The 22,337-nt window shown below is 67.6% G+C and carries 25 protein-coding genes, 1 tRNA gene and 2 pseudogenes; 18 read left to right on the top strand and 10 right to left on the bottom strand.

The annotated features are described in order from the left end of the window. The first annotated feature begins 45 nt into the window (after positions 1 to 45). The 9 genes from obgE (at position 46) to IE660_RS04685 (ending at position 7,755) form a co-directional block, all read left to right on the top strand. Positions 46 to 1,656, top strand: a complete 1,611-nt coding sequence (obgE, locus tag IE660_RS04725) for a GTPase ObgE (protein WP_203567187.1) — start codon at positions 46 to 48, stop codon at positions 1,654 to 1,656. After that, positions 1,640 to 2,800 (top strand): glutamate 5-kinase, encoded by a 1,161-nt coding sequence (gene proB / locus IE660_RS04720; RefSeq protein WP_203567186.1) that lies wholly within the window; start codon positions 1,640 to 1,642, stop codon positions 2,798 to 2,800. The genes obgE and proB overlap by 17 nt, the downstream gene beginning before the upstream one ends. 10 nt (positions 2,801 to 2,810) lie before the next feature. Continuing rightward, positions 2,811 to 3,683 carry an exodeoxyribonuclease III gene (locus IE660_RS04715; RefSeq protein ID WP_203567185.1) on the top strand — a complete coding sequence of 291 codons (873 nt, stop codon included), beginning with the start codon at positions 2,811 to 2,813 and terminating at the stop codon, positions 3,681 to 3,683. Between the two features lie 59 nt (positions 3,684 to 3,742). Beyond that, positions 3,743 to 4,405 carry a PQ-loop repeat-containing protein gene (locus tag IE660_RS04710; protein ID WP_203567184.1) on the top strand — a complete coding sequence of 221 codons (663 nt, stop codon included), beginning with the start codon at positions 3,743 to 3,745 and terminating at the stop codon, positions 4,403 to 4,405. Positions 4,406 to 4,429: 24 nt separating this feature from the next. Next, positions 4,430 to 5,671 (top strand): glutamate-5-semialdehyde dehydrogenase, encoded by a 1,242-nt coding sequence (locus IE660_RS04705; RefSeq protein WP_203567183.1) that lies wholly within the window; start codon positions 4,430 to 4,432, stop codon positions 5,669 to 5,671. Positions 5,672 to 5,815: 144 nt separating this feature from the next. Further along, positions 5,816 to 6,526, top strand: a complete 711-nt coding sequence (gene nadD, locus IE660_RS04700) for a nicotinate-nucleotide adenylyltransferase (protein ID WP_203567182.1) — start codon at positions 5,816 to 5,818, stop codon at positions 6,524 to 6,526. Next, the gene (gene rsfS / locus IE660_RS04695) at positions 6,523 to 6,912 is read left to right on the top strand and encodes a ribosome silencing factor (protein WP_203567181.1); all 390 of its coding nucleotides are present in this window, start codon (positions 6,523 to 6,525) and stop codon (positions 6,910 to 6,912) included. Before nadD ends, rsfS begins: the two co-directional genes overlap by 4 nt. Next, positions 6,909 to 7,541 carry a histidine phosphatase family protein gene (locus IE660_RS04690; protein ID WP_203567180.1) on the top strand — a complete coding sequence of 211 codons (633 nt, stop codon included), beginning with the start codon at positions 6,909 to 6,911 and terminating at the stop codon, positions 7,539 to 7,541. The genes rsfS and IE660_RS04690 overlap by 4 nt, the downstream gene beginning before the upstream one ends. A gap of 141 nt (positions 7,542 to 7,682) precedes the next feature. Continuing rightward, positions 7,683 to 7,755: transfer RNA gene (locus IE660_RS04685), tRNA-Ala, on the top strand. 47 nt (positions 7,756 to 7,802) lie between these two features. Here IE660_RS04685 and IE660_RS04680 read toward each other — a convergent pair. After that, positions 7,803 to 8,009: a hypothetical protein gene (locus tag IE660_RS04680; protein ID WP_203567179.1), complete on the bottom strand. Its 207-nt coding sequence runs from the start codon at positions 8,007 to 8,009 to the stop codon at positions 7,803 to 7,805. A gap of 62 nt (positions 8,010 to 8,071) precedes the next feature. Continuing rightward, complete coding sequence (locus IE660_RS04675; RefSeq protein ID WP_328701838.1) at positions 8,072 to 8,362, bottom strand: DUF6112 family protein; 291 nt, start codon at positions 8,360 to 8,362, stop codon at positions 8,072 to 8,074. A gap of 671 nt (positions 8,363 to 9,033) precedes the next feature. Between IE660_RS04675 and IE660_RS04670 the strand changes: the two genes are divergently transcribed. From IE660_RS04670 to IE660_RS04650, 5 genes are all read left to right on the top strand, one after another. Continuing rightward, entirely contained in the window at positions 9,034 to 9,444 is a 411-nt protein-coding gene (locus IE660_RS04670) for a hypothetical protein (RefSeq protein ID WP_203567178.1), read from the top strand. After that, complete coding sequence (locus tag IE660_RS04665) at positions 9,441 to 10,118, top strand: dihydrofolate reductase family protein (protein ID WP_203567177.1); 678 nt, start codon at positions 9,441 to 9,443, stop codon at positions 10,116 to 10,118. The genes IE660_RS04670 and IE660_RS04665 overlap by 4 nt, the downstream gene beginning before the upstream one ends. Continuing rightward, complete coding sequence (locus tag IE660_RS04660; protein WP_203567176.1) at positions 10,031 to 10,591, top strand: NADPH-dependent FMN reductase; 561 nt, start codon at positions 10,031 to 10,033, stop codon at positions 10,589 to 10,591. Before IE660_RS04665 ends, IE660_RS04660 begins: the two co-directional genes overlap by 88 nt. Positions 10,592 to 10,649: 58 nt before the next feature. Further along, on the top strand, positions 10,650 to 11,735 hold the full coding sequence (locus tag IE660_RS04655) for a hypothetical protein (protein WP_203567175.1): 1,086 nt from the start codon (positions 10,650 to 10,652) through the stop codon (positions 11,733 to 11,735). A 63-nt stretch (positions 11,736 to 11,798) separates the two neighbouring features. Continuing rightward, positions 11,799 to 12,221, top strand: a complete 423-nt coding sequence (locus IE660_RS04650; RefSeq protein WP_203567174.1) for a hypothetical protein — start codon at positions 11,799 to 11,801, stop codon at positions 12,219 to 12,221. Between the two features lie 307 nt (positions 12,222 to 12,528). Here the strand turns inward: IE660_RS04650 and IE660_RS04645 are convergent, their stop codons facing one another. The 5 genes and pseudogenes from IE660_RS04645 to IE660_RS04630 form a co-directional block, all read right to left on the bottom strand. After that, positions 12,529 to 12,795, bottom strand: a complete 267-nt coding sequence (locus tag IE660_RS04645) for a DUF6112 family protein (RefSeq protein ID WP_203567173.1) — start codon at positions 12,793 to 12,795, stop codon at positions 12,529 to 12,531. A 6-nt stretch (positions 12,796 to 12,801) separates the two neighbouring features. Continuing rightward, positions 12,802 to 12,993 (bottom strand): hypothetical protein, encoded by a 192-nt coding sequence (locus IE660_RS15680; RefSeq protein WP_235997032.1) that lies wholly within the window; start codon positions 12,991 to 12,993, stop codon positions 12,802 to 12,804. Positions 12,994 to 13,417: 424 nt separating this feature from the next. Beyond that, a pseudogene (locus tag IE660_RS15675) lies at positions 13,418 to 13,675 on the bottom strand (M23 family metallopeptidase); the annotation flags it as partial. 293 nt (positions 13,676 to 13,968) lie between these two features. Then, complete coding sequence (locus IE660_RS04635; protein WP_203567172.1) at positions 13,969 to 14,652, bottom strand: DNA-processing protein DprA; 684 nt, start codon at positions 14,650 to 14,652, stop codon at positions 13,969 to 13,971. Between the two features lie 135 nt (positions 14,653 to 14,787). Beyond that, positions 14,788 to 15,066, bottom strand: coding sequence for a sulfate permease (locus IE660_RS04630; RefSeq protein WP_235997031.1), 279 nt, complete (start codon positions 15,064 to 15,066; stop codon positions 14,788 to 14,790). A gap of 308 nt (positions 15,067 to 15,374) precedes the next feature. Here IE660_RS04630 and IE660_RS04625 point away from each other — a divergent pair, with 308 nt between their 5' ends. From IE660_RS04625 to IE660_RS04610, 4 genes are all read left to right on the top strand, one after another. After that, the gene (locus tag IE660_RS04625) at positions 15,375 to 17,129 is read left to right on the top strand and encodes a KAP family P-loop NTPase fold protein (protein WP_203567171.1); all 1,755 of its coding nucleotides are present in this window, start codon (positions 15,375 to 15,377) and stop codon (positions 17,127 to 17,129) included. 501 nt (positions 17,130 to 17,630) lie between these two features. After that, positions 17,631 to 17,984 carry a hypothetical protein gene (locus IE660_RS04620; RefSeq protein WP_203567170.1) on the top strand — a complete coding sequence of 118 codons (354 nt, stop codon included), beginning with the start codon at positions 17,631 to 17,633 and terminating at the stop codon, positions 17,982 to 17,984. Between the two features lie 8 nt (positions 17,985 to 17,992). Continuing rightward, positions 17,993 to 19,273, top strand: a complete 1,281-nt coding sequence (locus IE660_RS04615; protein ID WP_203567169.1) for a hypothetical protein — start codon at positions 17,993 to 17,995, stop codon at positions 19,271 to 19,273. After that, the gene (locus IE660_RS04610) at positions 19,270 to 20,025 is read left to right on the top strand and encodes a TatD family hydrolase (protein WP_203567168.1); all 756 of its coding nucleotides are present in this window, start codon (positions 19,270 to 19,272) and stop codon (positions 20,023 to 20,025) included. Before IE660_RS04615 ends, IE660_RS04610 begins: the two co-directional genes overlap by 4 nt. Before the next feature lie 1,163 nt (positions 20,026 to 21,188). Here the strand turns inward: IE660_RS04610 and IE660_RS04605 are convergent. From IE660_RS04605 to IE660_RS04595, 3 genes and pseudogenes are all read right to left on the bottom strand, one after another. Then, positions 21,189 to 21,674, bottom strand: coding sequence for an IS3 family transposase (locus IE660_RS04605; RefSeq protein WP_328701837.1), 486 nt, complete (start codon positions 21,672 to 21,674; stop codon positions 21,189 to 21,191). Positions 21,675 to 21,763: 89 nt separating this feature from the next. Next, positions 21,764 to 21,907 (bottom strand): annotated as a pseudogene (locus tag IE660_RS16530) (transposase); the annotation flags it as partial. Positions 21,908 to 22,053: 146 nt separating this feature from the next. Continuing rightward, positions 22,054 to 22,272 carry a transposase gene (locus IE660_RS04595; protein WP_203567166.1) on the bottom strand — a complete coding sequence of 73 codons (219 nt, stop codon included), beginning with the start codon at positions 22,270 to 22,272 and terminating at the stop codon, positions 22,054 to 22,056. Between the last annotated feature and the right edge of the window lie 65 nt (positions 22,273 to 22,337).

Below are 22,337 nucleotides of genomic sequence, written 5' to 3'. Positions count from 1 at the left end.
TCGCCCGGATCGCCCGATCTGAGCCCCTCACCGGAACGAGACCCCATGGCCATCCCCAGCTTCGTCGACCGCGTCACCCTCGAGGGGCGCGCGGGCAAGGGCGGGCACGGCTGCGCCTCGGTGCACCGTGAGAAGTTCAAGCCACTCGGCGGTCCCGACGGCGGCAACGGCGGTGATGGTGGCTCGATCATCCTGCGCGTCGATCGCCAGCTCACCACCCTGGTCGACTACCACCGCCAGTCGGTGCGCAAGGCGCCCAACGGTGAGCCCGGCAAGGGCGACCACCAGAACGGTGGCGCCGGCACCGATGTGGTGCTGGCCGTGCCCGAGGGCACGGTGGTCAGTGACGCCGACAGCGGCGAGGTGCTGGCCGACCTGACTGGTGACGGTGCCGAGCTGGTCATCGCCCAGGGCGGACGCGGTGGGCTCGGTAACGCAGCCTTGGCCTCGTCCACCCGCAAGGCCCCCGGTTTCGCGCTGCTCGGCGAGGAGGGGGAGACCCGACTCGTCCAACTCGAACTCAAGGTGGTCGCCGACGTCGGCCTGGTCGGCTTTCCCAGCGCCGGCAAGTCGTCGCTGATCGCCGCGATCAGCAGGGCGCGGCCCAAGATCGCCGACTACCCGTTCACCACCCTGGTCCCCAACCTGGGCGTGGTGGTCGCCGGCGAGATCACCTTCACCGTGGCCGACGTGCCCGGCCTGATCGAGGGGGCTTCTGAGGGACGAGGCCTCGGCCACGACTTCCTGCGCCACATCGAGCGCTGCCAGGCACTGGTGCACGTGATCGACACCGCTACCTTCGAACCCGGGCGTGACCCGCTGGCCGACCTCGACATCATCGAGGCCGAACTGGCCGCCCACGGCGGGCTGGAGGATCGTCCCCGTCTGGTGGCGCTCAACAAGGTCGACGTGCCTGATGGTGCCGAGATCGCCGACATGGTGGCTGCTGACATCGAAGCCCGTGGTCTTTCGGTGTTCAAGGTCTCGGCCATGTCGGGCGCTGGACTCAACCAGCTCGTCCACGCCATGGCCAGGGTGGTGCAGGAGCGCCGCGACACCCTGCCACCGCCGGCCGCACCGCGGGTGGTGGTCCGCCCCGTGCCGGTCAGGGGTAGTGGCGGGCCCGAGTTCACCATCAAGCGCCAGGGCGACGGTGAGGGTGGCTTCCTGTGGCGGGTGCGCGGCGCCAAGCCCGAGCGTTGGATCCGCCAGACCGACTTCTCCAACGCCGAGGCCGTCGGCTACCTGGCCGACCGGCTCAACCGGCTCGGCGTCGAGGAGGAACTGGCCAAGCTGGGTGCCGAACCCGGCGAGGCCGTCGCCGTCGGTGGCGAGGACGCGGTGGTGTTCGACTTCGCCCCGCAGATCGAGACCGGAGCCGAGTTGCTCGCCCGCCGTGGCGAGGACCAGCGCCTCGAGACCGAGCGCCCCTCGGCCACCCGCCGGCGCGCCGAGGACGCCGCCTACCACGCGGCCCGTGCCGAGCACGGCGTGGTCGGACGAGACCCGCGCGGCCAGGCCTGGCGCAGCGTCCACGCCGCCATCGAAGGCCTCGACCAACCCGAGCCCGCCCACCAGGCTTCCCACGCTCTGGACTTCGGCGACTTCGACGAGGACTTCTCCGACGACGTCGGCGACAATGACGAGCGTGACTGAAGCCAGCGCATCCGGGGCAGCCTCCGAACGCAGCGCGCTGCACAAGGCCGGGCGGATCGTCGTCAAGATCGGGTCGTCCTCGCTGACCAGCGCTGAGGGGGGCATCGACCCCGAACGGGTCGCCCGCCTCGTCAAGGCCATCGTCGACGTCCGGGCCTCGGGCAAGCAGGTCGTGCTGGTCAGTTCGGGCGCGATCGCGGCCGGTCTTGCCCCGCTGGGCATGAGCCGGCGTCCCCGCGACCTGGCCAACCAGCAGGCCGCCGCCTCGGTCGGCCAGGGCCTGCTGATGACCACCTACACCGAGCAGTTCGCCATGCACGGCCACCTGGTCGGGCAGGTGCTGCTCACCGTCGACGACATGACCCGCCAGTCCAGCTACCGCAACGCGGTGCGTTCGCTGGGGCGGCTGCTGCAACTGCGCGTGGTGCCGATCGTCAACGAGAACGACGCCGTCGCCACCCACGAGATTCGTTTCGGCGACAACGACCGACTGGCCGCCCTGGTCGCCCAACTGGTGCGCGCCGACGCACTCGTCCTGCTCAGCGACGTCGACGCGGTCTACACCGCCCATCCCTGCGACCCGCAGGCCCGGCGGCTCAGCCACGTGGACGACGTCGAGGCGCTGCAGGTCGACACCCACCGCGGCGGATCCGATGTCGGCACCGGTGGCATGACCACCAAGCTCGAGGCCGCCCAGATCGCCACCAGCGCCGGCATCCCGGTGGTGCTGGCCAGCGCCGACGACGCTCGCGCAGCGCTCCGCGGCGACCCGGTCGGCACCTGGTTCGAGCCGATCGACAAGCGCCGTCCACGGCGGCTGCTGTGGCTGGCGCACTCGTCCCAGGCGCGTGGCCGGCTGCTCCTGGACGAAGGCGCCACGCGAGCGGTCACCGAACGCAAGGCCTCGCTGCTGGCCGCCGGCATCCGTGCCGTGGAGGGCGACTTCGTCGCCGGCGACCCGGTCGAACTGGTCGACCCCCACGGCATCGTGGTCGCCCGTGGGTTGTCGGGTTTCGGGTCGGCCGACCTGCCCGAGATGCTGGGCCGCAACAGCCACGAACTGGCCGAGGCCCTGGGGGCTGAGTACGAGCGCGAGGTCGTCCACCGCGACGTGCTGGTCGTCCTGCGCCGGAAGCGCGGATGAGGACCCGCCGATGAGGATCGCGACCTGGAACGTCAACTCGGCCAAGCAGCGCCTGCCCCGCCTGCTGCTCTGGCTCGAGCAGCGCCGCCCCGACGTGGTCTGCCTGCAGGAGACCAAGCTCACCGAACAGGCCTTCGCCGACCTCTTCGACGAGCCGCTCACCGCGTTGGGCTACGAGTACGCCAGCCACGGCCAGCCCCAGTGGAACGGTGTCGCGCTGCTGTCACGGGTCGGCCTGGACGACGTGCAGCGCGGTTTCGAGGGTGAGCCGGGCTTCCCCGACCTCGAGGCCCGGGCGATCAGCGCCACCTGCGGCGGTGTGCGGGTGCACAGCCTCTACGTGCCCAACGGACGAACCCCCGACTCCGACCACTACCAGTACAAGCTGGCCTGGCTGGAGGCGTTGCGACTCGTGGTCGAAGCCGGTCCGGACGACGTCGCGCTGTGCGGCGACGTCAACATCGCACCGGCCGATGCCGACGTCTTCGACCCCGCGGCCTACATCGGCCAGACCCATGTCACCGCGCCGGAGCGGGCCGCGCTGGCCCGGCTGATCGACCTCGGGCTGCACGACGTGGTGCGTGACCGCTGGCCAGACAGCAGGGTCTTCAGCTACTGGGACTACCGGGCCGGGATGTTCCACATGGACCTGGGCATGCGCATCGACCTGGTGCTCGCCTCGACCCCCGTCGCGGCCCGCGTCGAAGCCACGTGGGTCGACCGCCAGGCCCGCAAGGGGAGTGGTCCCAGCGACCATGCCCCGGTCATCGTCGACCTCGACCAGGCCCCTGATGGAGACATCGGGCCGATGGTGCCACCGCCTTCGCGACCGGCCCGTCCGGGACGCACCGTGAGGCTGCCCCAGGCACCCGTCGCCGATTAGCTTAACGACCGTTCAGTCTCCTATGCTTGAGGCGTCCACCGCGAGAGAAAGAACCGCCCATGTCGGCGATGGAAATCTACGGCTGGTTCTGTGCGCTGATCGGCGCCGCCACCGCCTTCCCCCAACTCTTCAAACTCCTTCGCGCCCGCACCAGCGCCGGCCTGTCGCTGCTGATGTGGCAGCTGAGCCTGTCGGTCAACACCGCCTGGCTCGTCCACGGTTCGCTGTTCAAGTTCTGGAACCTGCTGGTTCCCAACGCCATCATGGGCGCCTGTGGTGCGCTGATCCTCTACCACATCAGCCGTGACCGCCAGATTCCGCTGCTTCGCGCCTTCCTGCTGCCGGCAACCATCTTCGCGGTGTTGGCCACGGTCGACTTGACCCTGGGCACTGTCGTCTTCGGCATCCTGATCTCGATCCCGCAGTTGGTCGGCGCCATCGCCCAGTTCCTGGTGCTGCTGCGCTCGCGTGACATCCGCGGCGTCTCGTTCCCGTTCCTGGCCTACTCGGTGCTGGTCAACCTGGTCTGGTTCATCTTCGGTGTCTGGGCCGCCGACGCCGCCCTGATGCTGGCCGCCTCGAGCCTGGGCGTGATGACGATCGTCAACTGCACCTGGTGGTTCCTGCGCACCAAGGGCCTGGTCGGCCCGCTGGGCTCCAAGGTCGAACCGGCTGTTCAGCCGGTGGCCGAGCCACAGCCTGAACTGGTCGCGGCGTCCTGACTCGGCTCGCCTAGGCTGGGCGCCATGTCGTTCGTCCAGCAAGCCCAGTCCGCCCGACTCGCGGCGCGCCAACTCGTCCTGCTCGACCGCGCAGCCAAGGACGCCGCCCTGTACGCGATGGCCGATGCCCTGCTCGCGGCGCAGGACGAGGTGCTGGCCGCCAACCGAGTCGATGTCGAGGCCGCCGAGGCGTCTGGCACCATCGCGTCGCTGGTCGATCGGCTGCGGCTGGACGGGTCACGCGTCGCTTCGATGGCCCAGGGCCTGCGTGACCTCGCCGGTCTGGACGACCCGGTGGGCACCCGGATCCGACAGTGGGACGTGCCTTCTGGCATCGAGATCGAGCAGGTGCGGGTGCCGTTCGGGGTGGTCGGCATCATCTACGAGGCCCGCCCGAACGTGACGGCGGACGCGGCCGGCATCTGCTTGAAGTCGGGCAACGCGGCCCTGCTGCGCGGATCGTCCTCGGCGATCAACTCCAACCGGGCGATCACCGTCGCGCTGCGCCATGGGCTCGAGAAGGCCGGCCTGCCCGCCGATGCGGTCAACCTGGTCGAGGGCGGGCGCGACGTCACCGCCGAGATGATGGCGGCCCGCGGACTGGTCGACGTGTTGATCCCTCGCGGGGGAGCGGGACTGATCGAGGCCGTGGTCACCGGGTCGAAGGTGCCGGTGATCGAAACCGGCACCGGCAACTGCCACCTCTACGTCGACGCGGCTGCCGACCTCGACGTCGCCGCGGCGATCACCATGAACGCCAAGACCCAGCGGCCGAGCGTCTGCAATGCCCTCGAGACCGTGCTGGTGCACCGCGACGTCGCCGAGGCCTACTGGACCAGGGTGGCCCCGTTGCTCGAGGGGGCCGGCGTGACGGTGCACGGGGACGACGCCACGCTAGGCCTGGTGCCGGCGGCGGTCGCCTCAGCCGAGGGCGAGTACGACGGGGAGTACCTCAGCCTCGACCTGGCAGCCAAGGTCGTCGATTCGGTCGACGAGGCGATCACCCACATCCAGGCGCACTCCACCGGGCACTCCGAGACCGTGGTGAGCAACGACGCCGCGGTGACCGATGAGTTCGTCGCCCGGATCGACGCTGCAGCCGTGCTGGTGAACGCCTCGAGCCGGTTCGTCGACGGGGGAGAGTTCGGTTTCGGGGCCGAGATCGGCATCTCCACCCAGAAGTTGCACGCACGCGGCCCGATGGGCCTGGCCGAGATGACCTCGTCGAAGTACGTGGTGGTCGGCCAGGGCCAGGTGCGCGGCTGACTCGCCGGACTGATCTAGACTGCACGGCATGCTTGCACTCCTGGAGTCCTCGATCCCGCCGCTGGTCTATGGCCTGATCGTGCTGGTGATCATGGTCGGCGCGCTGCTGGCCGTCATCAACATCGGCAAGGGTCGTCCCCACTCGTGACCTCACCCTCGTCCGCTGCGTCGCCCCACGGGCTGGCGCGCCGACGTGACGGTCGGCACCGCCTCGGGGTGATGGGTGGCACCTTCGACCCCATTCACCACGGCCACCTCGTGGCCGCCTCAGAGGTGGCAGCCCGTTTCGACCTGGACGAAGTCGTCTTCGTCCCCACCGGCGTCCCGTGGCAGAAGGCCGGCCGCCTGGTCTCGGCCGGCGAGGACCGCTACCTGATGACGGTCATCGCCACCGCCTCGAACCCCCGGTTCTCGGTGAGCCGGGTCGACATCGATCGTCCGGGCGACACCTACACCGTTGACACCCTCAAGGACCTGCGGGCCCAGCGCGGTGACCAGACCGACCTGTTCTTCATCACCGGCGCCGACGCGCTGTCGCAGATCCTCACCTGGCGTGGGGCCGAGGAGTTGTTCGACCTCGCCCACTTCGTCGGGGTCTCCAGGCCCGGGGTGAACCTGTCGGCCGACGACCTCGGCCACCTGCCCGGTGACAAGGTCACCCTGATCGAGATTCCCGCCATGGCGATCAGTTCGACCGACTGCCGTGAGCGGGTCAGCGAGGGCAAGCCGATCTGGTACCTGGTGCCCGACGGCATCGTGCAGTACATCAACAAGCGCGGCCTGTACGAGACCGGCTTCGCCAATCCTGACAACGACCAACCCGCACCCACCCCGATTGCCGCAGGAGCGCAGTGACCGCAACACAGGAGTCCATCGATCTGACCGCCATCGCCGCCCAGGCCGCGGCGGACAAGCTCGCCACCCAGATCGTCGCCATCGACGTGTCAGAGCACCTGGCGATCACCGACATCTTCCTGGTGGTCAGCGCCAGCAACGAGCGTCAGGTCGACGCGGTGGTCGACGGCATCGAGGAGGCCCTGCTCAAGACCGGGCACAAGCCGACCCGGCGCGAGGGCACCACCGAGATGCGCTGGGTACTGCTGGACTACCTCGACATGGTCGTGCACGTGCAGCACACCGAGGAGCGCGAGCTGTACGCCCTGGAGCGGCTCTGGAAGGACTGCCCGCGCATCCCGCTGACCATCGACGGCAAGCCGGCTGAGAGCCCCGAGTCTGCGTGAGGCCCTCCAGCGGTACCCGACTGATCCTGCTGCGCCACGGTCGCACCGAGTGGAATGCCACCGGGCGCTACCAAGGCCAGGCTGATGTCGCACTGGACGAGGTGGGCCTCGCCCAGGCCAGGGCGGTCGCCCCCGTGGTCGTCGACCGCTACCGTCCCGACGCACTCTGCAGTTCGCCGCTGTCACGCGCACGCCGGACCGCTGACGAGGTGGCTGCCGCCTCGGGGCTCCCGGTGGTCGAGGACGCCAGGCTCGCCGAGATCAACGTCGGGTCGTGGTCGGGACTGAGTCCCGCGGTGATGGGCGAGGTCGATCCTGCGTTCGGACGGGCGATCCGCAACGGCGAGGACTACCGGCGATCGCCCGAGGGGGAGACCGCCACCGAGACCGGTGAGCGCATGTGCGAGGCCCTGCGCGACATCGCCGACGCCCACGCCGGCCAGACCGTCGTGGTCGCCTCGCACGGATTGGCGATCCGGATGGGGATGGGGTTCCTGCTGGGCTGGGACTTCAGCACCGCGTGGTGGCTGGGGGCGATGGGCAACTGCCACTGGGCCGAGGTCAGGCTGTGGAGCCCGGGCACCCCGCAGCAGCGCTGGCGCCTCGAGGGCTGGAACCTCAGCGCCTGACGCTCCTCGGCTGGTCGAGTGGCCGCGAGGAACGAGCGGCGTGTCGAGACCACCTGCACTGGTGACCCGCGCGATGTGACATTGGGACGAGGGCTGCGCTAATCTCTTGTAGTCCCAAACGGCACCACCCGGGCGGGATCTGGGGCTATGGCGCAGTTGGTAGCGCGCTTCCATGGCATGGAAGAGGCCAGGGGTTCGAATCCCCTTAGCTCCACGCTGTGATGAGTCGAGTCGTCGTTCATATATGAGTCGAGTCATCGTTCATAGCCTGGGCCATCGGCCTGGGCTTTTGTTCTTGTTGCGCCAGTAGGCGCGGGTGGGGTCGATGTCGTGTTCGGACAGGACTTCTCCGGTGGTGGTGGCCAAGACGGTGACGGTGGTGTCATCGGCGAGGATGGTGACGGTGGCCGCTTCACCGGCGCTGTCGCACACATTCGAGATGACGGGGATATCGCACACACCCACCACATATCACTCCTTCACACCTTCGAGACGGCCGGCGGGTGGGGTCAGACCTGCTGGCCGACGTCTCAGAAGAAGTTGATCAACGTCACCGAGGCGCCGCAGAGCACCGCGGCTCCGCAGGAGACCAGGACGCCGACCTTGCCGCGGCCGGCCAGGTGCGGGTTGGAGGAGTTCGCGCCGAAGCCCCACACGATCGCGGAGATGATCAGCGCGAGCACCGACAGGATCAGGCCGACGGTCATGACCGCGCCGACGATGGTGCGCAGTTGGGCGATGCCGGGCAGGCCGTCCTCGTTGGGGCTGATGTTGACATCCATCGGCAGCAGGGCGGGCAGAGCGATGATGAGTTCGAACACGGTGAGTCTCCTGACGAACGAGCCCCTAACAGCGGGCACACACGGACGGGTGGTTCGCAGGACAGGTGCACTTGGTCATCCCGGAGGCTGATGCCCGGCTCGTTGGCTGGGCATCCCTTCTTGGTCTGCGTGCTCGCTCGGGCGGACGGGGGATTGAACTGCGTGCCAACCGCCAGGTGACCGAGGGCGTTCGCGCACTCGGTGGCGCTTGGCATCGACAGGTGCTCAACGCGGGGTGGATTGAGGGCAGGCCTGAGTCCCTTGGATGCTTGAGCGCGAATCTGGCCCGCGACGCCTGCCCGTCCCTCACTGCTGGGCTCGGAGCTCGTGAGTCGTGAAGCAACGTTCGGTGACGTCCAAACTCAGCCGGCCCCGTGTGGTGTCCGGTCTGCGAGACCTCGACGAATGCGGCGAAGTGCGTGGTGCTCCAGCGAGTAGCCAGTAAGACGTGAGCGACCATGCATCACCATCAACCGCCTGGGCCGATGTTCACCTGGTAGCGACTTGACAGAGTTAGTGAAGGGGGATTTACTAACCGGGTGTCTCGCCCCCGTACCCTGACCGACGAGGTCATCCTGGACCGTCTTGGCGCGTTCTTGGCCAGCCGGGACGGGGTCTCGCCGTGGACGTTGGCCGAGGCTGGTCGGCAGGTCGGGCTCACCCCGGCGGGCTTGCTCAAGCGGTTCGGGTCCCGGCAGGGGATGTTGGTCGCGTTGAGCACCCGGTGGATCGAGCAGATCCCGACCGGCCCCGCCGGCGGTGACCCGTTGGTCGAGCTGACCGGGTGGGTCACGGCCAAGGGTGCCGGTGGGCGGCCGCTGATTGGCCGATTGACTGACCTGGTGGCTGATCTGGCCGACCCGGTCCTGACCGGGCTGCTGGTGAAGGGGTGGGCGCGGGAGAGGGAGTACGTCGCCGAGCTGCTGGGCGAGCTGGACCTGCCCGGTCTTCCCGACCCCATGGTGGGTGCGGCGCTGCTTCTGGACTGCCTGACCGGGGCCGGGTTGCGGGCCGGCACCGGTGATGAGGACCACACCGACCCGCAACAGATTCTGACGACGTTCTTGGAGGTTTGGACATGACAGCACGTACCTGGCATGGCCGGGTGTTCATCGGGGTGAGCCTGGACGGGTACATCGCCCGCCGGGACGGCTCCCTGGACTGGTTGACCGATCCGCCTGGTGGCAGGGACCACGTCGCAGTGCCCAGCACGGTGCCGGCGCTGGAGTGGGACACCTTCTACCCCGATGTCGACCACCTGGTGATGGGGCGCGGCACGTACGAGAAGGTGCTGACCTTCGACGGCTGGCCCTACCCGGACAAGCAGGTCCTCGTGCTGTCCACGACGTTGGCCGGCGACGACGAGCGGGTGCAGGTGGTCCGCACCCTGGAGGAAGCAGTCGCGGCCCTGGACGGTGCGGGCGCGGAGCAGGTCTACGTCGACGGTGGCCAGGTGGTCCAGGCGTTCCTCGCGGCCGGTCTGGTCGATGAGCTCACCGTCGGGGTGGCCCCGGTGCTGATCGGTGAAGGACTGCCGTTGTTCGGGGCCCTACCCGCCGACGTGCTCCTGGAACTGCGAGCCAACCATGTCAGCGACAGCGGCATGGTCCACACGACCTACCGAGTCTCTCGACCGGGCGCGGCCACCGTCGAGGAAGAGGCCGCCCGATGGCCTCGATCGCCATCGTCACCAGCACGGTGCGCCCAGACCGAGTCGGCGCCCAGGTCGCGGACTGGGTCCTGCAGGAGGGCGTGACCCGTGCCCGGGAGCAGTTCGAGATCATCGACATCGCCGCCTACGACCTGCCGGTCTGGGCCGGCCGACCCGGCGAGCCCCCGCCCAGCGCGCAGGGGCACGAGTTCGCCCAGGCGATGGCCCGGTTCGATGGGTACGTCTTCGTCCTGGCCGAGTACAACCACTCCGTCCCGGGAGTGCTGAAGAACGCCCTGGACCACCTGCAGCCAGAGCTGCACACCAAAGCCGCAGCGATCGTCTCCTACGGCTCAGCGATGGGTGCCCGCGCCGCCGAGCACCTGCGCGGGATCCTGTCCGAGTACCACATCGCCCACGTGCGCGAGAGCACCCTGCTCTCGATCTTCCACGACTTCCACGAGTTCACCGATCTGCGCCCCACACCGTTCGCCCAGGCCGCGCTGGCCCCCATGCTCGATCGGCTCGGCACCTGGTCGCGTGCCATGAGCGCGATCCGCTCCGGCGACATTGACTAGTCCAAGACCCGCCAGCCTGACGCCCTCCCCGCGGGTCAGGGTCGTCCTCGCAAGCCTGGTGGGCAGCCTCGGCCTGGCCAGCGGCGGGACGGCCATCGCCGTGCTGAGCTCGCTCACCTTCCCCGCCCACCTCGCGCCGATCCCGCCAGCCGCAGTGGTCGCTGGCGCCGCGGTGGCCGTCCCCGCCGTCCTGGCACCGGGCGGGGTCGCCGGGCTGCGCGCCGGCTACCTGATCGGAGCGGCAGGGGCAGCCCTGGCCTACCTCAGCGCCGGTTGGGGATCCCTGCCAGCGCTGACCCTCAGCTGTCTACTCCTGGGCGCGGGGAACACGGCCATCTTCTTCAGCAGGTATGTCGCAGCCCGCCAGGAAGGGACGGCGTCGGAGCGGGCGATTGGGCATGTCCTGTTCGCGACCTCGATCGGTGCCGTCCTCAGCCCACTGCTCATCGGACCCAGTGCCGTACTGGCCGGGGCACGTTCAGCCGTGGCCGGGATCCTGCTGGTCACCGCGGTCCTCTACCTGTGCGCCAGCGTGGTGCTGTCCTTCACCGGCAAGGCCCGAGCAGCACCCGCACCCGGCCGCCCCAGGTCAGGCCGCGCCGGTGGAACCAGGTCCGCGCTGGCCGTCCTCGCGGTCGCGAACGCCGCCATGGTGGCCGTGATGACCGTCGGCGCCATCCACCTCGAGCGTGACCTCGGCCCCGGCCCGATGGGCATCGTCATCTCCGCCCACGTTCTCGCGATGTTCGCACCCTCCCCACTGACAGCGAGACTCCTGGCCACGTGCGGCACCAGGACCGGCTACGGCCTGGCCGCCCTGTGCAGCGCCCTGGCGGCGGGCACCATGCTCGCCGGCCACGGCACCGCCACGACCGTGGCCGCACTCGTCCTGATCGGCCTGGCCTGGAATGCCGCCGTCATGTCCACCGGCGTGATCCTCGCCCACGCCTCCCTCGGTCGTCTCGACGCCGCGGGACTCGGGGAAGTCCTTATCGGGGTCTCCGGCCTGGTCGGCACCTCCGCCAGCATGCTCATCCTGCCCCTCCTGCCGGTCCACCACATCATCCTCATCACCACCGCAGCCGCCGCGGCAACCCTGATCATCCTCACCCTCCTCTCCCGACGACGAACCCGTGCAGCGTGACAGCGGCCCCTCGTTCTCAACCTATGGTTGACATCTCATGGTTGACGGAGGCATTCTGAGTTCATGGACGAGAACGGCAGCACTACCGACCCAGAAGTCCTCCGCAAGCAAAGGGCGTTCGCCAGCCTTCAACGACTCTCAGACCGGCATGCCAGCACCCCTGCCCAGCGCGTTCGTGCCTGGCACCCGGACGCGATCGGCCCCAGCGAAGCGGTGCGCCTGACTGCCCTGCTTGGCGGGGGAGCACAAGAGCTCGTCGACGGTGAGGATCCGGTTGACGTGGAGGATGTGATCGCCGCACTGACTCTGTCTGCACACGCAGACGCCGAGCTCGACGCCACCGAGGCCGCACTTATCGAACTCGCCCGCCGACTCGGCCTCAGTTGGGCCCGCATCGGCTTCGCCCTCGGACTTGGATCGGCACAGGCCGCGCAGAAACGCTACGCCCGAGTGTCGTCGGAGCACGGCGTTGGAGAGATTCCGTGAGCCATTCTCGTACTCATCAACGGCGCGTCCGGGTCCAGCAAGTCAACGATCGCTCATCGGGTCGCGCACAATCGCGACATGGCGCCGGCACTGGACATCGACGCGAACAGACACAACCTCGGTCGATGGCATGTCGCCCTCGCCTCCGGCCTGCACGCCCGCGCCCTCGCTCTCACTGTGGCACAGACCCGACCTTGGACGACGGCTGACCACTCAGCGCGTTCCCCGAGCGACCGCTGGACCCAGAACCTCCCCGATCACGGTGAGAATCGGTCCTGGGATGCTGCCGGCAGTCTCCCTATCGTGATCAGAGTTGTTGGCCGAGGTCGATGAGCCAGTTCATCCATGCCACGCCGGCCCCGGCCAGCGCTGCCGCGCCCAGGGCGACCAGGGCACCGGTGCGGCCTTTCGCGGCGGCGCTGTGGTTGCCGTTCGCGGCGGCGATGGCCCACATGAGAGCGGAGACGATCAGCATCAGCACGGCGGTGATGAGCACGAAGGTCAGCAGTGCGCCGATGACCATGCGCAGGGCGGCGATGTCGCCGAGCCCGTCGAAGTCGGGGAAGACATCCATGACCGCTCAGCTCCCGGTCCGGACGGTGACGTGGAGGTGGTCGTAGTGTCCGCCGGTGATGTCGCCGGGGTCGTGCATGCCGCCGCCGTTGTAGGGCCGCCACCCCTCGGCGTTGCGGGCGGCTGACCAGATGCGGCCTTGCCAGATGAGGTAGTCCACCCCGAGCACCTCGGCGTGGGTTTTCATCCAGTTCGTCATTGCCCATCCGGCTTCGAGCTGGGCGGGGCTCGGGTGGTGGCCGATGGCGTTGCCGAAGGTGAGGTCGCAGGCCCGGCCGAGGGGGGTGCTCGGAGCGGGTGCCGGGGCGGGGTGAGTAGCACGCCCACGAGGTGTCGGGGAACGCCGCGGTGGCCTGGGTGTGAAGGTGAAGCATCCGGGCGGTGATCTGCCCACCGGAGGTGGGGTCATCGACGAGCGCGTCCGGGTCGCCGTCGATCGGGGCCGGCTCAGCCCCGGGGGTGCCGGTGTTGGGGTCGCAGCCGGTGGGGGCGCCGGTGTCGGGTTCGGGCAGGTCGGCGGCGTGGTGTTCGTTGAGCCAGGCGGCGGGGTCGGTGTGGTCTCCGTGGGTGCCGCCGGTGCGGACCTCGATGTGCAGGTGCGGGCCGGTGCTGTTGCCGGCCGAGCCGATGTCGCCGATGTGTTGCCCGGCGCTGACCTGGTCTCCGGCGGTGACGTGGATGCCGGTCTGCCACATGTGCCCGTACGCAGTCGCCACCGTCTGCCCGCCGATCTGGTGCTCGATCACGATCAGGCCGCCGTAGCCGCCGGAGAGTTCGGCGACGGTGACGGTGCCGTCGGCCGCGGCCAGGATCGGCGTGCCATCGGGGGCGGCGAAGTCGGTGCCGGTGTGAAACGACCTCTCCCCGCTGATCGGATGCACCCTGGGCCCGTACTCGCTGGTGAGCACCCACGTGCCTTCCGGGACCGGGAACACCACCCGGGACGACTCCACCGCGCCCGGCCGCACCACGGGAGCCACGGTGGTGTCGGCCGGCGCTCCGGTCGTGGCTGTGTCGGCCGTCGAGGTGGTGGTGCCGGTGAGAGTCGCGAGGATGGTCTCGGCGACGGGTTCGTAGGTGCGGTACCGGTCGGGGTGGGCACTGACTTCGACGGCTTGTGCGGCCTCGCCCTTGTCCAGGCGTTCCCATCCTGGGCTGGATTCGTGAGGACATCTCACGGGATCCCGTGCCGCTTGTGGTGGCCCCACCCGAGACGCTGGCGCGCATCGGCTGCCCGAGTACAGGGCGTCGGTAGCAACTCCCGATGTCCATTCGGATACGGGCGATCAACGCCTCCTGCCAGGACTGCGATGGTGTCGCCACCCGCCGCGAGCGTCGCACGGTGGACGGCACCTTCGATCCCGTACGCACCACCAGCGACCGTCACTCGTTCGTTCGCCGCCAGTCCGCCAGCAAGTATTGCGGCAATGTGCTCCCCATAGGCCGTTGAGGCGCGAGCACCGGTGACGGTCACCAGGTCGCTCATCGGCCGTGTCAGGAATGATGTCGCCCCGCGCGCGAACAGCACGTACGGGGCGCGGTCACCGAGATCACCCAGCGCGCCAGGCCAGTGCTCGTCACCGGGGATCAACACGGTGATCCGGCTGCGTTCGATACTGTTCAGGCGCCCAGCGACACCGTCAAGCCGCGTCCGCGGAGACAGCCGGTCACGCCACACCTGCGAATCGACACGGTTCAGCCCGGGCACCTGGCCGTCACCGTCGAGGCGCCTCAATGTCTCGACTGCACCGGTCTTCCGGACCAGCCGACCCGTGAGGGGATCGTCAGGCTCGGTCAGCAGCGACAGCATCACCCGAGCGCGGCGCTCATCCGGAGAGAGGTCTGTAATGGCAGACATGGAGGTGCTCCTTCTCGGTCGATCATGCCGAGAAGGTGCGCCTGTCACGCCCTTTCTACTGGCCGCAGAGTCAGGCCACGACGGTGGCTGAGCGGCGCAGCATCCGACGCTCCTGCCACTCGGAAGCGCGAGCCCTCAGCAGCAGGACGCGCTGACCGGGCCCATGAACGCGAACTTCATTGCGTTCCAGATGCACAGCACCACCAGCACATGCAGCCAGCCAGGCGCTCCGTCACTAATGAACACCATGAGTAGGTGCGCGACGTACAGGTAGGGGATGGCCAGCAGCATCGCCGGTACACCCCACTTCAGCCCGCGCCGCGTGCGGATCCCGTCCAGCAGCACATTGGTGGGCATGTACCGGCGCAGGAAGTAGCGGGTGTAGACGCTGCCGATCCAGATCAGGCGGAACATGAGCACAGTCCTCTCCTTGTCTCCGGCGACAAGGAATCACGAAGGACCGCTCCGGCCGAAGCCAACTGGTCGTCCCACCACGTCCGGCGGTGGGTCACGCAGGTAGAGGCCGCCTGCGCCCGATAACACTCCGGTCGCCCGACCGACGGAAGACCTGTTGGTTCTAGCCTCACGGCAGTGCTCCAGCGGTGCGTGGCCGTGTCCTCCAGTGTTACAGGCGTTCTCTTCGAGATACTGATGGATGACATGGATCTCTGACATTAGGCGAGTTCGCGCAGCCGAGCCATCGCCGGAGAGCGAGGCAGGCAATGGCGGCGGCACCTCCACAGATCCGGCTCTGGGACGACAACCCCAGCACCTTGGACCTGCTTGGCTTCGACGCTGTGGTCGAGCCGATCATCGCTGCTGTCCGCGAACGCGACATCCACCCGCTGACCCTCTCCGTGCAGAGCCCTTGGGGTGGCGGAAAGTCTACGATCCTGAAGCTTATCGAGACCGAGTTCGAGGACGACGACACGTGCTTCGTTGTCTCAACAAACCCGTGGGCCTACGACGACCAGGGGGACGTCAAGGGAACGCTGATCTCCGAGATTCTGCACGGCATCGAGAGCCAGATACCTGACTCGACGACCAGGGAAAAGGTCGCAGCGAAGGCCAAGGAACTGCTGGGGCGCATCAGCTGGAGCCGCGCCGCAGTCGCCATCGCCAAAGGAGCACTGACCTTCCAGGTTGATCCGGCGCAGATCGCGGACATCTTCCAGCCCAAAGACCCGGGCGGACCGGACTCGATGGCGAGCTTCAATGACGCCTACAAGGAGCTGCTCGCGCTGATTCCGAGGGTTGAGCGCGTGGTTGTCCTTGTCGATGACCTTGACCGCTGCTTGCCGGACGCAGTGACCGCGACGCTGGAGGCGATCAAGCTGTTCCTCTCCACCGAGAAGATGGTCTTCGTTCTGGCCGCCGATCAAGACATGGTCCGCGACGCCATCTCAGTCAGCCTCGATGGCGCCCGCAGGGGAGATATCTTTGCGAAGCGGTACTTGGAGAAGATCGTTCAGCTCCCGATCGCGCTACCGCGTCTGTCCGCCGCCGACGCGGAAGCCTACATCGGTCTACTCATCGCTGGCCGTTCCATGGGGCAGACAGACCTGCGCGCCCTCGCGGGGCACGTTCGTGAGCGGCGCAATGCCCACCAGTCTCCGCTGCTGCATGACTTCGATGACCTCGCTGTCAAACCGGCCGAGGACGACCTCGCGCTTGCGATTCAGCTTGCCGAAGGGCTCAGTGCGGATCGGCGCTCGAACCCACGCCAGATCAAGCGTTTCCTCAACGCGTCTGGCGTCCGGGAGTCGATCGCGCGCGCTCGCGGCGTCACGATCCCGCCGGCTGTGATGATCAAGATGTTGCTGCTGGAAGAACTTCACCGCACTTCCTTCAATACGCTGGCTGGAGCGCCGGTTCAAGAGCGCAAGTCCATCGTGGCGCGGTGGGAGGCATGGGCGAACCCTTCCGGTGAGGAAGGTGAAGACGCGACCCTTCCAGAGGGCATCGACGAAGCGACGAAGGAGTGGGCCACAGCCCCTCCGTCTCTGCGAAACGAGAATCTTGACCCGTATCTCACCCTCGCTGCGAGTCTGATCAACGTGAGTATGGGCGCCCAGGTGTCCGACGAGGTGCTGGCGCTCATCAACGATCTGCTTGGCGAGAGTGAAGCCGCGCGGAACGTGGCCGCCGAAGCTCTCAGCGAGCGCGGTGAGGACGAGCAGCTGGCAGCGCTCGACGTTCTGTTCGCCACGGCCAAACGCCTAGATGATGGCGAAGCAGTGGTCCGTGGCGCAGTGCTCTGGGTAGGGAAGACGCCCGCATTGGAGCAGGAAGTGTCAGCTGGAGTCGAAGCCCACTGCTGGGGATCACGACTGACTCCAGGTGCGGTCGTCGAACTCGCGACCAGCGGAAGAGCTACTTTCATGCAGCTCGTGAGCCGTGCCTCTCAGGACACCACGCTTCATCCGTCGACGCAGGCCGCCGCGCGCGAAGAGTTGGAGCATGTCGGTGGGAACTAGCGGCGCTTACGGCGGCAGCAACTCCGCCGAATGGAACGACTTCCGAGAGGCGTGGTCCGATCTCGGTTCAGGTACCACCGGCACCGGCGGTGACACTGGAAAACCAGGCCCCTCCCAGCCTTCCGATCAGCTCTTCGAGCCGGCGCAACCTGCGTCCGATCTCGACCGAGTAGGGCAAGCGCTCATCGATGCCCTCTGGCGCGACGATCCGGCCACCAGAGGCAACGTCGTCCCGACGATTCCGCGCCCACGTGTTCCCGGCCGCCGTGGCGCCGGTGCAGGAGGCACAGGAGGAACAGGCGGGGGTTCCGCAGGCGCCGGACGGTCCGGGAGCCGGTCCACTCGGCAAGTGATTGGCGGAGCCTCACGCGGTGGCGCGACGATCGGCGCGGCCTACGCACTGCGGGATCGTGACGCTCAGCGGCTGGCTGTTACGGGCTGTCGCTCGCCGAGTTCGACTCCCTCAGCCCTCGCGCTCGGATCAGCAGACTCGTCACCCTCATGATCGGCGACGACGGACACCCCGATGACCGAGCTATCCGCCAAGCGGCCACGGAACAGGTCAAGAAGATCGTGAGGACCGAAGGCGAGCCCCCGACCGCCACCGAGGCAGTCAAAGGCTTCGTCAGCTCGTACATCTTCCAGCTGGGACTTGTTGAACTCCAAGACCAAATCACCAACGGAACGCTTGACGGCAACGAGGCATTAGTGCGCGAGCGCATGCTGCGTGGCTGGATCGACGCGAAGGTTCGTGCTCTCGACATCGACGCCAGTCCGGCGCTCTCAGCTAACGCCCTTCACCAGGCGGCCGCTGATCTTGCCCAACGAGCCGTTCGCGTTCTGAGAGCGAGGTAGACGACGACATGCCGCTCACGCGCTTCTATGTCTGTGGCGAGGCCTCCACCAATCAGCCCCCGGCCGACCGTCACATTCTTCGGTGGCCCACCACCGCCGGCGAGACAGACACTGTCAAGAGCGCCATCGGCTGGTGGTTACCCTCGCTGGGCCCAGTCCCGACGCAGGCGATCGATCTGGTCCGTATCGCGGGCAGTGCCTACCTCGTCGACCGGATCTCTGGCAGACCCAGCACCTTCACTCGGCGACTTCACCTCACAGTCGAGGTCGCCAATCCCGAGCCGTGGGAGGGCGGGGCGATTGACCAACTCGCTCAGCTACTTTTCTGGCTCACCGGCGACACATGGGAACTCCAGCTCGTCCAGGACCCCACCACCCCAGATGACCCAGTCGTAGGAGCTGCTGATGGTGCGGACTCTGTCGCACTCCTCAGTGGAGGACTCGACTCCTATCTTGGAGCGCTGCACCTGCTCTCCACTCGGAGTGACTCACCGCTATTCGTGGGTCACTACGACACCGCCACCGCTGTCCGTCGAGCCCAGAACACCGTTCACAGCTGGCTGCAGGAAGCAAACACTCCACCGCCCTCGTACACGCAGATCGAGTTCACCCAAGTCGCTGCCAAGAAGGAAAGCTCCAGCCGCAGTCGCTCGTTGCTCTTCCTCGCGCTCGGAACCGCCGTGGGCACCAGCCGTGGCGCCTCCAAGCTCTTCGTGCCGGAGAACGGATTCACCAGTCTCAACCTCCCCCTGCACCCCAACCGCGCCGGCGCGCTCTCAACTCGTTCTACCCACCCCGAGACCTTCTATCGGGTCAACCTGCTCCTCCAGAGCCTTGACCTGTCACTCGCCGTGACGAATCCCTTCGCCACCTACACCAAGGGGGAGGAGATGCGGCTGGTCGCCGACAGCCACCCACCGAGTGGCTGGGAGCGCATTGTTGGGCTCACGGTGTCCTGTAGCAAACTCGACGGCGCTCGGATCAAGGGCGGAAACTCCACCCTCAACTGCGGCCTCTGCTACGCATGCGTCACCCGCAGGGGTGCATTCATCGCGGCCGGCGTCAACGACTCGACCATCTACCTGTCCGACGGACTCACTGGAAACGCGCGGCACAAGCTCCTTGAACGCCGCTACAGCGACCGTGCCGCCATCTCATACGCAACAACTCGCGGCATCGACGACGATGTGATCGACGCAGGCACCTGGCCCCCAGAAGCCGACCTAGACGAAATCAGCGACCTCGCCCGCCGAGGTCTCGCCGAACTCGGAAAGGTGGTCGTGACATGAGCAGCTCTGCTCTCCCCGCACTAGACGCCCACGCCCACATCGCGCCGGACGTCACACCGACACAGGTCGCGGCTCTCGGACAATCCGTCGTGTTCGCCATGACCCGGAGCCTGGACGAAGCCCGCCAAGTCAAGAACAGGCGCGACTCAGCACTCGTCTGGGGGATCGGCGTCCACCCCGGAGTAGCGGCAGCGCGCGAGGCATGGGACCCCGAAGAGTTCACCGCTCTGCTCGACTCGTTTGCCCTGGTGGGAGAAGTCGGTCTCGACCGCCGAGGCGGCGACCTGGGGCGCCAGCGTTCGATCTTCAAAGATGTACTGAGCATCGTCCGCAGCGAACCGGTACTCGTCTCCATCCACAGCAGCGGCGTCGCAACCGAGGTCGTCGAACACCTCCAGACTGCTGGCATGCGCGGTGCGATCCTGCATTGGTTCAACGATGATTCCGCCGACATCGCCGGCGCAGTTGAGACCGACGCGTACTTCTCGGTCAACGCCGCAATGTCCGAGGACCAGATCAGACAACTGCCCCCCGAGCGAGTAATATGCGAGACGGACTTCCCTGCACGCAGGATCCGCGCCCGCAAACCTGCAGACACAGAGCGCATCGAACACCTGCTCAGCCAGATCTGGAACAAGACCCCCGAAGAGGTCCGCTTCCGAACGTGGTGGAACCTGCGCACCCTCAGCGAACGATCCGGCGCCATCGAACGTCTGCCCGAGGCAGTCGCCGAGACCCTGCTCCTCCTGTAGCGACTACCACTTGGCCTATGCCCGGCATCACAAGGCGCCCACGAGATGCTGCTGCCCATCAAGCGGTCCGCAAGTTGGTGGGCATCCATGAAGCGCACGTCGGTCAATGGGCGCAGCAGCTGCGAGCTCTCCGGGCGTTCTGCGAGATCTTCCGCTTGTGCAGAGGGCTGACAATTGCCCGAGAGTCGAAACCGTACCAACGTGCGCGTCGGCGATCACGTCTTCCAGGAACTTGTCAACACGCTGCTGTAACCAGCTTCTCCGACTACATCTCGATGCCACTCCGGTAGGCCAATGGCGGCCCCCCGCTGCCATTGACGGCCGCAATGATTGGGCAGTGGTCGACGCCTCGAGGACCCCGATCTATCAGATCAAGTGGTCGATCAGCGGGAGGCGAACGACCCGGTCAGGTGCCTGGCTGGACCAAGTCGCACCGAACCGGGAGACGCCTCAGCACGATAGCGCCCGGTCACCGTGACCGGGCCCTCGTGCTGGTGACGGCCTGTGGGTTCGCGGGTCTCGCGTGTGGGGAACGGCAGGCCGGCACCCGTATGCCACCGATCAGCTGTCGGCTGCCTGCCGCCCCGGGTACCAACAGGTACGGCAGCGCGAAGCGGCTGATGCCAGGCCGCGGTGTCGGCGTCGAGATCGGTCAACTCGCCGTGGCCACCGCGTTCGTCAAGGTCGTGCACTCCGGCGATCGATAGGCTGGGGATCCCGCATCGGACCGAAACCGCCCTTCTTGACACCTTGGGTAGAGCGGGAGGGTCGGGTCGTGGCCGCAGGTGTGCATCCACTGTGAGGTGGCTCGCTGGTCTGGGGCAACCCCTCGCTCACACCTATGGAACCCCTGCGACCCATGGCTGAATCGATCATCGGGCTCTACCAGGCCGGGTACGTCCGAGTGGACGGTCTGGCCCGCATGTCGGCACCGCACCGATCGACGACCTCGAGCTGGATGTGCTGTCAGTGTTGTGATCCCAACCGGCGCCGGTTCCACCCTCACCTTGGATTCGTCTTCCCAGCCCAGGATGAAGCCGCCCACTCACGCTTCGAGCCCCCTGGGGCGCTCACACAACAAGTTGATGAATGGGGGTGCGCCTACAAGAAGCCACCCTGGACAGGAGCCTGACCGGGTTTCCCGGACAGTTGGCGTGTGGTGATCATGCCGCGGGTTGGGCGGTCGCGGCAAGGGTTTCGAACTCGTGCGGGGACAGCATTCCCAGGCTGGTGTGACGTCGTCTTGGGTTGTACCAGCCCTCGATCCACTCGAAGATCGCTGAGGCGAGTTGGGTGCGGGAGGCCCAGCTGTGTTGGTCAAACAACTTGCGTTGCATGACCGACCAGAACGACTCCATCGCGGCGTTGTCCTGACTCGAGGCGACTCGCCCCATCGAGCCCAGCAGACCGGCCTCGCGCAGCCGGTGTCCGAACATCCACGAGGTGTATTGGGCTCCTCGGTCGGCACGCACGATCGTGGCGACGGGCTGGCGCTGCCAGCGGGCCATCTGCAAGGCGTCGACCACCAGCTCGGAACGCATGTGGTCAGCGATCGACCAGCCCACGATCCGTCGCCTCCAAGCATCCATGACGCGCAGCAATAGACCCAGCCGTCCGCGGCGCGGTGCCCGGTGATGTCGGTGAACCACAACCGGTCCGGCCCGTCCACGCTGAACTGCCGCCCGACGAGGTCGTCAGGGGTTGCCGGCAACGGCTTGTGACCGCGCTTGCGGCGATGACAGATCCCGGCCAGACCATCGGCAGCCATCAGCCGCGCGACCCGCTTGCGCCCGCACGCCAGACCCATCCCCAACCTGAGTTCGGCATGAACCCTGGGCGCCCCATACGCGCCCCGCGACATCCGATGGACCTCACCGATCATGACCGGCAGCCGCCAATCCGCGAGCTCACGGTTGCTGGGGCCGCGTCGAACCCACTCGTAGTATCCCGAGCGCGAGACCTGCAAGACCCGGCACATCATCGCCACGCCGAACCCCTGCCCGGCCAGCTCCTGGACGCACCGGAACATCATTGTGGGAGGACGTTCTCCCACGCGAAATGGGCCGAGGCACGCTTGAGGATCTCGATCTCGGTCTCCAACACCCGATTCCGGCGACGCAGCTCGACCAGCTCACCCTTCTCCGCGCTGCCCAGGCCCTCCGCGCGGCCGCCGTCGACCTCGTCCTGGACCATCCACCGCCGCAGACACGACTCGCTGATCCCCAGATCCCTCGCGACCCGCGCCACGGGCTCACCCTGCCCGACCAGGTCCAACCGCGACGCCGGAACTCCGGCGACTTGGCAGCAGGCAT

Origin of the sequence: Aestuariimicrobium ganziense (assembly GCF_015352975.1) — a bacterium.
GTDB classification, from domain to species: domain Bacteria; phylum Actinomycetota; class Actinomycetes; order Propionibacteriales; family Propionibacteriaceae; genus Aestuariimicrobium; species Aestuariimicrobium ganziense.
This window is presented reverse-complemented; position numbering and strand designations above follow the sequence as displayed.

Excerpts from the sequence above, each read along its gene's own strand:
- IE660_RS04630 (WP_235997031.1), bottom strand. The coding sequence starts at position 15,066 with ATGTTCCGCCTGATCTGGATCGGCAGCGTCTACACCCGCTACTTCCTG.
- obgE (WP_203567187.1), top strand. The coding sequence starts at position 46 with ATGGCCATCCCCAGCTTCGTCGACCGCGTCACCCTCGAGGGGCGCGCG.
- IE660_RS15680 (WP_235997032.1), bottom strand. The coding sequence starts at position 12,993 with ATGACGAACTGGATGAAAACCCACGCCGAGGTGCTCGGGGTGGACTAC.
- proB (WP_203567186.1), top strand. The coding sequence starts at position 1,640 with ATGACGAGCGTGACTGAAGCCAGCGCATCCGGGGCAGCCTCCGAACGC.
- IE660_RS04645 (WP_203567173.1), bottom strand. The coding sequence starts at position 12,795 with ATGGATGTCTTCCCCGACTTCGACGGGCTCGGCGACATCGCCGCCCTG.
- IE660_RS04715 (WP_203567185.1), top strand. The coding sequence starts at position 2,811 with ATGAGGATCGCGACCTGGAACGTCAACTCGGCCAAGCAGCGCCTGCCC.
- IE660_RS04665 (WP_203567177.1), top strand. The coding sequence starts at position 9,441 with ATGACAGCACGTACCTGGCATGGCCGGGTGTTCATCGGGGTGAGCCTG.
- IE660_RS04635 (WP_203567172.1), bottom strand. The coding sequence starts at position 14,652 with ATGTCTGCCATTACAGACCTCTCTCCGGATGAGCGCCGCGCTCGGGTG.
- IE660_RS04705 (WP_203567183.1), top strand. The coding sequence starts at position 4,430 with ATGTCGTTCGTCCAGCAAGCCCAGTCCGCCCGACTCGCGGCGCGCCAA.
- IE660_RS04615 (WP_203567169.1), top strand. The coding sequence starts at position 17,993 with ATGCCGCTCACGCGCTTCTATGTCTGTGGCGAGGCCTCCACCAATCAG.
- IE660_RS04660 (WP_203567176.1), top strand. The coding sequence starts at position 10,031 with ATGGCCTCGATCGCCATCGTCACCAGCACGGTGCGCCCAGACCGAGTC.
- IE660_RS04620 (WP_203567170.1), top strand. The coding sequence starts at position 17,631 with ATGATCGGCGACGACGGACACCCCGATGACCGAGCTATCCGCCAAGCG.
- IE660_RS04610 (WP_203567168.1), top strand. The coding sequence starts at position 19,270 with ATGAGCAGCTCTGCTCTCCCCGCACTAGACGCCCACGCCCACATCGCG.
- IE660_RS04650 (WP_203567174.1), top strand. The coding sequence starts at position 11,799 with ATGGACGAGAACGGCAGCACTACCGACCCAGAAGTCCTCCGCAAGCAA.
- IE660_RS04625 (WP_203567171.1), top strand. The coding sequence starts at position 15,375 with ATGGCGGCGGCACCTCCACAGATCCGGCTCTGGGACGACAACCCCAGC.
- IE660_RS04710 (WP_203567184.1), top strand. The coding sequence starts at position 3,743 with ATGTCGGCGATGGAAATCTACGGCTGGTTCTGTGCGCTGATCGGCGCC.